This is a genomic window from Blastomonas sp. CCH1-A6, assembly GCF_001556365.1.
Taxonomy (GTDB): domain Bacteria; phylum Pseudomonadota; class Alphaproteobacteria; order Sphingomonadales; family Sphingomonadaceae; genus Blastomonas; species Blastomonas ursincola.
On record NZ_LSIS01000003.1, the window covers coordinates 1 to 8607 of the forward strand.

General features: G+C 65.5%; 11 protein-coding genes and 1 pseudogene. 5 read left to right on the plus strand and 7 right to left on the minus strand.

From position 1 onward, the window contains the following. The 3 genes from AX735_RS00145 to AX735_RS00155 form a co-directional block, all read left to right on the plus strand. Positions 1–661 (plus strand): DMT family transporter (locus AX735_RS00145; RefSeq protein WP_156447371.1); only part of this gene is annotated, 661 nt, incomplete at its 5' end. Positions 662–769: 108 nt separating this feature from the next. Then, a complete protein-coding gene (locus tag AX735_RS00150; RefSeq protein WP_066274036.1) occupies positions 770–2005 on the plus strand; it encodes a NupC/NupG family nucleoside CNT transporter in 1236 nt (411 codons plus the stop codon). Positions 2006–2009: 4 nt separating this feature from the next. Next, a complete protein-coding gene (locus AX735_RS00155) occupies positions 2010–2420 on the plus strand; it encodes a hypothetical protein (protein WP_066274038.1) in 411 nt (136 codons plus the stop codon). Here AX735_RS00155 and AX735_RS00160 read toward each other — a convergent pair. Next, on the minus strand, positions 2407–2634 hold the full coding sequence (locus AX735_RS00160; protein WP_066274040.1) for a hypothetical protein: 228 nt from the start codon (positions 2632–2634) through the stop codon (positions 2407–2409). The two genes, AX735_RS00155 and AX735_RS00160, sit on opposite strands and share 14 nt — an antisense overlap. 54 nt (positions 2635–2688) lie before the next feature. Beyond that, positions 2689–3015 (minus strand): DUF962 domain-containing protein, encoded by a 327-nt coding sequence (locus AX735_RS00165; RefSeq protein ID WP_066274046.1) that lies wholly within the window; start codon positions 3013–3015, stop codon positions 2689–2691. 36 nt (positions 3016–3051) lie between these two features. On the opposite strand from AX735_RS00165, the gene AX735_RS00170 reads away from it, so the two are divergent. Together AX735_RS00170 and AX735_RS00175 are read left to right on the plus strand one after the other, a co-directional pair. Beyond that, complete coding sequence (locus AX735_RS00170; protein WP_066274047.1) at positions 3052–3456, plus strand: gamma-glutamylcyclotransferase family protein; 405 nt, start codon at positions 3052–3054, stop codon at positions 3454–3456. Next, entirely contained in the window at positions 3453–3902 is a 450-nt protein-coding gene (locus AX735_RS00175) for a GNAT family N-acetyltransferase (RefSeq protein ID WP_066274050.1), read from the plus strand. The genes AX735_RS00170 and AX735_RS00175 overlap by 4 nt, the downstream gene beginning before the upstream one ends. Positions 3903–3912: 10 nt before the next feature. Here the strand turns inward: AX735_RS00175 and AX735_RS00180 are convergent, their stop codons facing one another. From AX735_RS00180 to AX735_RS25475, 5 genes and pseudogenes are all read right to left on the minus strand, one after another. Further along, complete coding sequence (locus AX735_RS00180; protein WP_066274051.1) at positions 3913–4635, minus strand: hypothetical protein; 723 nt, start codon at positions 4633–4635, stop codon at positions 3913–3915. Positions 4636–4648: 13 nt separating this feature from the next. Continuing rightward, a complete protein-coding gene (locus tag AX735_RS00185; RefSeq protein WP_066274052.1) occupies positions 4649–5857 on the minus strand; it encodes a toxic anion resistance protein in 1209 nt (402 codons plus the stop codon). 165 nt (positions 5858–6022) lie between these two features. Further along, the gene (locus tag AX735_RS00190; protein WP_066274056.1) at positions 6023–6340 is read right to left on the minus strand and encodes a hypothetical protein; all 318 of its coding nucleotides are present in this window, start codon (positions 6338–6340) and stop codon (positions 6023–6025) included. Positions 6341–6374: 34 nt separating this feature from the next. Further along, positions 6375–8000: a YbaL family putative K(+) efflux transporter gene (ybaL, locus tag AX735_RS00195; RefSeq protein ID WP_066274057.1), complete on the minus strand. Its 1626-nt coding sequence runs from the start codon at positions 7998–8000 to the stop codon at positions 6375–6377. Between the two features lie 168 nt (positions 8001–8168). Further along, positions 8169–8607, minus strand: a pseudogene (locus tag AX735_RS25475) (hypothetical protein); the annotation flags it as partial.

The following is an 8607-nucleotide window of genomic DNA, read 5'->3' on the forward strand; positions in this document are numbered from 1 at the left end:
GCTGTTCTTCTGGGGCCTCGCGCGCACGCCGATGGCCGAGACGGTGGCGATCACCTTCATCGCGCCGATCATCGCGCTGTTTCTCGCTGCGGTGCTGCTCAAGGAACGGATCGGGCGCGGTGCGGTGCTGGCATCGGTGCTGGGCTTTGGCGGCGTGCTGGTGATCGCCGCCGGCCGGCTCGGCTGGTTGGGCGGAGATGCGGTCGCCGACCAGGGCGAGGCCGGGTGGCAGGGCATCGCCGCGATCATGGCGTCGGCAGTGCTCTATGCCTGGAACCTGATCCTGCAGCGCCAGCAGGCACAGATCGCCAGCCCGCAGGAAATCGTGCTGGTGCAGAATGTCATCATGGGCTTCTGGTTCGGCCTCGCCATGCCCTTTGCCGGCGCGGCGATGCCGGGCGACGCCGCGATGGCCGCGCCGATCGGCTGGGGCCTGCTGACGCTGGCGGCGATGCTGGCAATCCTGTCGCTCTCACTGCTCTCCTGGGCCTATGCCCGCGCCGAGGCACAAGCGCTGGTGCCGCTCGAATATTCGATGTTCATCTGGGGCGCGCTGTTCGGCTGGCTGATCTTCAACGAGACGATCGGCTGGACGACGCTGGCAGGCGCGGCGCTGATCGTTACCGGCTGCTGGCAGGTGGCACGGCGGCAGGCCAGTTGACGGCCCGTCGCGGCACGCGACAGTTCGCGCTTTCCCCGTCGCCCCATTGTGGCTAGGCAGAATCGGGGACAATCTTGAAATTCGATAGACGGGACACGGGCGCAGGGCATGACACGGATTTTGCTGGGGGTGGCAGGCATTGCGCTGATCCTGTCGATCGCATTGCTGCTCTCAAACAATCGCCGCGCCATCCGGCTGCGCGTGGTCGGCGCCGCCTTTGCGCTGCAGGCCGGCATCGCGGTGCTGGTGCTCTATGTGCCCGCCGGTCGCACCGCGATACAGGCGATGTCGCGCGGCGTTTCCAACCTGCTCGGCTATGCGCAGGCGGGAACCAACTTCATCTTCGGTCCGCTGGCCAGCCCCGATGTCGGCGGCAACAGCTTTGCCATCGCCGCGCTGCCGGTGATCATCTTCTTCTCGGCGCTCGTCTCGATCCTCTATTATCTCGGTATCATGCAGCGCGTGATCCAGTGGGTCGGCGGCGGCATCGAGAAGCTGATCGGCATCTCCAAGGTCGAAAGCCTGTGCGCGGCGGCAAACATCTTTGTCGGGCAGAGCGAATCGCCGCTGGTCATCCGCCCCTATCTCGCCGCCCTGAAGCCCGCGCAGTTGTTCACGGTGATGAGCGTCGGCATGGCGGGCGTTGCCGGCACGATCCTCGCCGCCTATGCCGCGATGGGCATCCGCATCGACTATCTGCTCGCCGCGGCCTTCATGTCCGCGCCGGGCGGCATCCTGATGGCCAAGATCATCATGCCCGACGATCCGGCGGATATCAGCAGCGAGGCGGTGATGCCGCTCGATGTCGAATATGAGGAAGAGCGCCCCGCCAATGTCATCATGGCCGCCGCGATGGGCGCGCAGACCGGCGTCAAGCTGGCGGTCGCGGTCGGCGCTATGGTGCTCGCCTTTGTCGCGCTGGTCGCGCTCGCCAACGGCATTTTCGGCGGCATCGGCGGCTGGTTCGGCCAGCCCGATCTCTCTTTCCAGCAGGTCGTCGGATATGTCTTCGCCCCCGTCATGTACCTGATCGGCGTGCCCTGGGACGAGGCGCTGCGCGCAGGCGGGCTGTTCGGTACCAAGATCGTGCTCAACGAATTCGTCGCGTTCATCGAGCTGAGCAAGCCCGAGGCCGGGCTATCGGCGCGGACGGTCGCAATCATCACCTTCGCCTTGTGCGGCTTTGCCAATTTCTCGTCGATCGCCATTCAGATGGCGGTGACCGGCGGCCTCGCGCCCAGCCAGCGCCCGATGATCGCGCGGCTTGGCCTCAAGGCGCTCGCCGCAGGCAGCCTGGCGAACCTGATGAGCGCGGCGTTGGCGGGCCTGCTGATCACGGTGTGAGGCGATGCGCCGTCCCGCTCTTGTTGCAGGACTGCGCTACGGCCTGGAAGCCTTCGCCCTCGGGTTCATCCTGGGCATGTTTCGAACCATGATCGTCGCACCCGCAATCGGGGTATCCGCGGCCGTGATGATCGAGTTCCCCTTGCTGCTGCTGGCCATGGCCTGGCGAGCACGGACGATTGTCCGGCAGCCACCCGAGCTTTCCGGCACCGCAAACCTGGTCGTCATGGGCCTCACCGGATCGATCGTGCTGATGTTCGCCGAACTGCTGCTGGGCCTGGCCCTGGGGATCAGTGCCCGGCAATGGTATGACGATCTCTTCCACATGCCCGGGATCGCCGGACTTGCGGGACAGGGGCCATTGGCGCTGTTCCCGCTGCTGTTCGGGAGGCGGAAGCCGATCAGGGCTGGGTGAAGGACGGCGGGTCCGAGGCGTCCATCGAATCGTCGAGCGCGTCGTCGAGCTCGTCTTCGCTGACATTGTCCTTGTCGACATCGGGCTCGATCGGCTTGTCGGAGTCGCCCTCGGCCTGATCGTTCAGGCTCGATGTCTTGGCGCCTGCGCGCTGCGCGGTCTCTTCGGTGCAGTCGACGGGCTCGGTCGGCTTGGGGGTCTGGGTATCGGTCATGGGGGAATTCTCCTTGCTGCCCGGACTACGCCGGGCCGCGCAAGGCGGTTCCCGTCAGGCGACCCCGGCGCGCCGCAGCTCGGGCCCCAGCCTGCCGGTCAGCCACAGCGCCCACATGCGGAAATCCGCCGCCAGCGACCAGAGCGGATAGGTGAAGGTGGCAGGCCGGTTGCGCTCGATCCGCCAATGGCTGATCCAGGCGAAGAAATAGCCCGCCACCGGCATCATCGCGAACAGCAGGAAATTGCCGGTGACAAGCGCCGCGAGCGCCAGCAGCACGACCAGCGACGTGCCCGTATAATGCCACGCGCGGGTCAGCGCCCGGCTGTGTTCGCGCAGATAGAAGGGCCAGAATTCGGCGAAGCTGGTGTAACGCTGCATCTCGATTGTCTCCCGCGGCCATGATAGCCACAGATCATGTCCGCGATCCAGACCGACCTTCTCTTCGTCTACGGCACGCTGCGCCGGGGTAGCGATCATGAAAATGCGGCGCGTCTGGCAGCGGAAAGCGAATGGCTCGGCACGGGCACGCTCGCCGGAACGCTCTACCGCGTCAGCTGGCACCCGGCGCTGGTGCTGGAGGGCGACGACAGCATCACGGGCGACCTGCTGCGCCTCACCGACCCCGCCGCCAGCCTCCCCTGGCTCGACGCGTTCGAAAGCTGCGGCCCGGACGACCCGCCCCCGCACGACTATCGCCGCGAAATCGGGAGCGTCATGACAGCATCCGGCGCGGTGGAGGCGATGGTCTATGTCTGGAACTTGAGCGTCGAAGGACTGGAGCGCATCGCAAGCGGCGACTGGCTGGCGATTGCGCCGTGATCGAGGTGCGCGTTCTGGGAAGCGACGAAGCGCAGGTCCTCGCCCATGTGGCAGCCGATGTCTTCGACAATCCGGTCGATCCGCAGCAGACTGCAGCCTTTCTCGCCGATCCGCGCCACCATATCGCGGTAGCGATCGACGCCGGGCAGGTGGTCGGCTTTGCCTCGGGCGTCGACTATCTCCATCCCGACAAGCCACCCGAATTGTGGATCAACGAGGTCGGCGTGGCCCCGAGCCACCAGGGGCAGGGGCTGGGCAAGAGGCTGATGGCCTGTCTGCTCGATCATGGACGCACGCTCGGCTGCGCCAACGCATGGGTGCTGACGGACCATGGCAATGCAGCTGCGCGGTCACTTTACGTGGCAGCTGGCGGCGTGCGCGAACCCGATGAGAATGATGCAGACGGGCAAGTGGTGCTCTACACCTTCAGCCATTCGATTGCCTGAATGGGCAGCCTCACTGGCTGTCTGCAACACCATCATATTTGAGTTCGAGATAGCGGCCGCGGATCGCGAGCTTGTCGGCATCGCCCTCGGCAATCGTGCGGGTGGCGCTGGCGATTTCGCGTTCGATGACGCCAAGGCCATGGATCAGCTGCTCGTCGGGGGTGCGCTCGCCGCGCTTTTCCTGCCGCATGCTCGCCGGGATCTTGCGATAGCCGGTGATGAGTTCGGGCAGATGCTCGCCCACCAGCTTGCGAATCTCGCGCGCGGGTTCGCTGTTTTCCTCGAGCGTCTGGAGCTGCGGCGCGAGCATGTCGAGCTGCACACCGATCTGGTCGACCAGCGTCACCGCCGGCGCCGGGAGCGCGGGGCGCTGGCTTTCCAGCCAGATCTCGGTCTTGCCGGCCAGCACCTTCAAGGGCTCCTTGGCGAGCCGTTCGGGCGTCGGAACTTTCAGCTTCATGCCGCTGCCGAGCACCACCGTGGCAACCACCGCCGCGAGCACGGTGAGCAGCACGCCATAGAAGCCGATGCCGTCGATGATCGCGCCGACAATGCCCGCCGCCACCAGGATGACGCCGATGCTGATCGCGATCGCCGCGATTTTCTTCCACATATGCTCGCGCTTGAGCGCGCGCGACTTGCTGCCGATCGACGGACCCATCTGGACGCGGCGCTTGACCGCCGCGGCATCGGCGATGATCTGGTCGGACTGGCTGGTCAGCGATTTGGACATGCGCGTACCTGCCTCAAGCCTCCAGCGAGCTCAGCAGCGAGGGGCCCGACGATGCGCCGCCGCCGCCCTGCGAGGCGCCCTCGGCGCGCGCGATATAGCCCTTGGACTTCTCGACTTCCTTGCTCAGCGTGTCGACCGTGGTCTTCATGCTGTCCAGCGCCTTGACCTTGAACGTGTCGATATTGTCCATCGTGTCGTAGATGTTCTGGAAAGCGCGCTGCAGCGTCTCGACGGGAATCGTCGCCGATGCCGCCTGTTCGTGGATCTTGGCGGTCTGGTCCTTGAGCATCGTGCCGGTCGAATCGATGATGTTCGCGGTGGTGGTGTTGAGCGCGGTGATCTGGTCGAGCACCAGCTTCTGCCCGACCAGCGCCTGCGCGACGGTGACTGCGGTGCGCAATGCGGCGACGGTGGTGGTGCTGGCACGGTCGACGCCCTTGACCAGCTCAACATTGTTCTTCTTGACCAGATCGAGCGCGAGATAGCCCTGCACCGTCACCGCCATCTGCGTCAGCAGGTCCTGCGTGCGCTGGCGGACGTAGAAGAGCGCGGTCTCCTTGATCGCCTTGGCCTTGGCCGGGTCGGTCATCTCGAGCTCGGCGGCCTTGGCCTCGAGCCGCGCGTCGAGCGTTTTGGACACGTGGATCATCTGCTCGAGCTTGCCCATCGCGGCCCAGAGGTTCTGCCGTTCCACATCGATCGCGGCATTGTCCATCAGCAGCTCGTCCTTGCCGCTCTGCAAGGACGCGAGGATCGACTGGATATGCCCCTGGCTCGACTTGTAGCTGTCGAAATAGTCGCGCATCTTGTTGCCGAACGGGATGATGCCGAAGATCTTCTTGCGCGTGAACAGGTCACCCTTCTTGCCGGGGTCGAGATCCTCGACCGTGCGGCGCAGCTGCGCGAGGTTCGCGCCGACCGAATTGTCATTGTCCATCGCGCGCACGGGGCGGTCGAGAAAGCGGTTCGACTGGCCCGCCGCGTCGGTGATTTCCTTGCGGCCCATATTGGTGATCTGGTCGACGCGCTTGCCGAACTCGGGCGAGTTGACGTCCTGCGCGACGAGATCGCTGATGAAGCCGTCGACCTTTTCGTCGAGCTTCGAGCGCACCTCTTCGGACACCGGAACCAGCCCCGTCGCCTCGGCTGCGGTGACGATCGGCACCGGTTCGGGCGCTTCCAGCGTCAGTTTCTTGTCCGCAATCGCAGTTTGCGTCGCCATGGCCTTTGCGCTCCCGTTCGCTCTTGTTCCCCAAAATGAGGGGAGATGCCCGTCAGGGCAAGAGATAAGTGTTACTGTGTTAAGATAACAATACAGCCGCAAAGTGCAAGGAAAATGGCGGGCCTGGCCCGCCATTGTCCATCACGGGCGTGGCGCGTGTCGCGCCTACGCCCCCATGTCCCATAATGCGACACAAACGCTCGCGACGAAGACGAAGATCGCCACCAGCGCCGCGATTTCCCATGGGCTGGCACCAAGCGCGCGGGCATTGGCGGCTTCGAATGCGGCGATGCGATAGCGCAGCGATTCGTCGCTTTTCAGCAGGCCGATATCGAGCACTGGTGCGGTGCGCAGATAGCGGACCATTTCGTCGCGTTCGGATGTGCTGATGTCGGGATAGCGCTGGAACAGGGTTTTCATGCGCTTGCGCCGCGCTTCATGGCTTGTGTCATTGGCGGCTTGCGCCTCGGTAATATCTTGCATGCTATGTCTTTCGTGAAACTGGTGGAGGGCGCGCTCAGGGGCTCTGGAGCAGCTCGACCATGCGCCGCGCGGTTTCCTGTTCGGCGCGGACGATGTGGCGCACGCCCAGCCGGGCAAGGTGCGCGTATTCGTCCTCGGAATGCGCCCGGGCGATGACTTTCAGTTCCGGGTTCAATATCCGCGCGCGCTGGTGGATCGCGCCTGCCTCATAGCCTTCAGGTATGGCGAGGATGAGCGCGCTGGCGCGATCGATCCCCGCCCTTTCCAGGATACCGCTTTCCACCGCATCGCCGCGCACCGTGGTCAGGCCCTGATCGGCGGCCATGGCGAGATTTTCGGGATTGTCCTCGATCACCACCAGGCTGCCCGGTGCGGCCCTCAGCGCGGCGGCGACATGCCGACCGACACGACCATGGCCGATGATGATGATATGCCCCTTATCGGCGGGCGGATCTTGTGCGGGCGTGTCGTCGGAAAAGCGCTCCTGAATCCGCATGACCCAGCCGAACAGGAACGGGTTGAGGAAGATCGACAGGATCGCGCCGGCGAGGATCAGGTCGCGCGCATCCGCGGGCAGCACGCCCAGGCTGGTGCCAAGGCTTGCCAGGATGAACGAGAACTCGCCGATCTGCGCGAGGCTGCACGCGATGGTGAGGCTGGTCCGGTTCGATTTGCGGAACAGCCGCGCGATGGCATAGGCCGCGATCGACTTGCCGATCACGACGATCCCCAGCGTGGCGAGCAGCGGCAATGGCTGTTCGACCAGCACGAACGGGTTGAACAGCATGCCGACCGAGACGAAGAACAGCACCGCGAACGCATCGCGCAGTGGGAGCGTCTCCTCCGCCGCCCGCCTGCTGAGCGAGGTTTCGCCCAGGATCATGCCTGCGAAGAATGCGCCCAGCGCAAAGCTCACTTCGAACACGAAGGCTGCACCGAAGGCGACGCCAAGCGCGATCGCGAGCACCGCGAGGCGGAACAGCTCGCGCGATCCGGTATGCACCACCCAGTGCAGCACATGCGGAATCAGGCGGCGGCCGATCACCAGCATGAACACCACAAAGCCCGCGACCTTGAACAAGGTTGCGGCCATCGGCTGAGCGATGGCCATCAGATCCGCGCCTTCGGGATTGGTGGCAATGCGTGCGAGCGGGGGCAGCATCACCAGCGCCAGCACCATCACGATGTCCTCGACGATGAGCCAGCCGATGGCGATCTGCCCGCGTTCGGTCTCGACCAGACCCCGCACCTGCAGCGCGCGCAGCAGCACCACGGTGCTGGCGACCGACAGCGCGAGGCCAAAGATGAAGCCCGCGATCGGTGTCCAGCCCATGGCCCAGGACAGGCCCATGCCGAGCAAGGTGGCTGTGGCGATCTGGGCGAGCGCGCCGGGAATGGCGATATTCTTCACCGCCATCAGGTCGCGCAGCGAGAAATGCAGGCCGACGCCGAACATCAGCAGGATGACGCCGATCTCGGCGAGCTCGTTGGCGAGCTTGCCATCGGCGACGAAGCCGGGGGTGAACGGGCCAACCAGGACACCGGCGAGCAGATAGCCGGCAATGGGAGATATCTTGAGCCTCTGGGCCAGCGCGCCCATAAGGAACGCGACGACCAGACCGGCAACGATGGTGCCGATCAGCGGAGTGGCATGATGCATGATCAGTCTCTCTTGGCGAGAGGGAGGGTCTCGGGCTGCGCCGCGGCCGGTGCCAGAGACACGGCGCGACACTACCCGGCGATCAGGCGCGAAGGACGGACAGGGGCGGCACGCCGATGCCCCTCGGGGTTCAGCGTATCAATACCGCCAGCACGGTCGTCGCGCGGATCAGGCGGTCAGCGGAGGCGCGCGCGGGGCGGTGCCGGGGCGCGCGGAAGCAGGATGGTCTGCCCAGGCGCGCGCGTATACGGGAATGGAAAGGAGGGTATCTGCCAGCGCTGCAGCAACGATCGCGGCCGGACTGTTCCAGGAATAGGCTGCCGCAGCATCGCCATCACCGCCCGAGGGCAGGCGCAGGCCATCGTCGACCGGTTCGGCGACCGTGATCGCCTCGCCCTCCTGGCGGCTGAGCGCGACCTGCGTGGTGGCTGGGTTGAACGCCGACCCGACCTGCTGGCTGGCCGGCATGGAGCCGGGCAGCAAGGCACTGGCGAGCGCAATGAACAGCGCGATGATGATGCCGCTCACCCAGGCAGGACGCGCCGGTGCGGCCACGGAGGCAGGGGCGGCATCGGGGCCGAAGGGACTTGGCGGGGCGGTCATGCCC